This is a genomic window from Pseudomonas sp. FSL R10-1339, assembly GCF_009600545.1.
GTDB classification, from domain to species: domain Bacteria; phylum Pseudomonadota; class Gammaproteobacteria; order Pseudomonadales; family Pseudomonadaceae; genus Aquipseudomonas; species Aquipseudomonas bubulae.
The window spans coordinates 1-310 of sequence record NZ_WIVQ01000299.1 but is presented as its reverse complement, the minus strand read 5'-3'; the positions used below and the strand labels follow the sequence as shown (position 1 = coordinate 310).

1 protein-coding gene is annotated in these 310 nt (G+C 44.5%); it reads left to right on the top strand.

Annotated elements, in window-relative coordinates; genetic code table 11:
• Window positions 1–310: hypothetical protein (locus tag GHO03_RS25305; protein ID WP_178110394.1), on the top strand; the 310-nt coding region annotated here is incomplete at both ends.

Here is a 310-nt window from a genome sequence, read left to right as displayed (position 1 = left end):
TGCGGGGGCTTTTTTTGTTGGGTCTTTAGCTGTAGCTGCTATTGCGACAGGTTTGTTGTCAATTTACCACTCAGATATTTTCGGGAATGTGATGGCTGCTGCTGACGATTTCTTTAGAAATAATAGAGGTGATAGTTATCTTGATTATATGTGCGCGCCAGATATGCGCATCGTAGATCGGAACACGCTAAGAACGGCTTATGCCAATAAGATTTTTTCTTGTGATTGGGTGGCGACGACGGGTGAGTTGTTGCCTTCTTCGGTGGTTGTGAGCAATGAAAGTAATAGTGTCGTGATAGGAGGAGGAGGA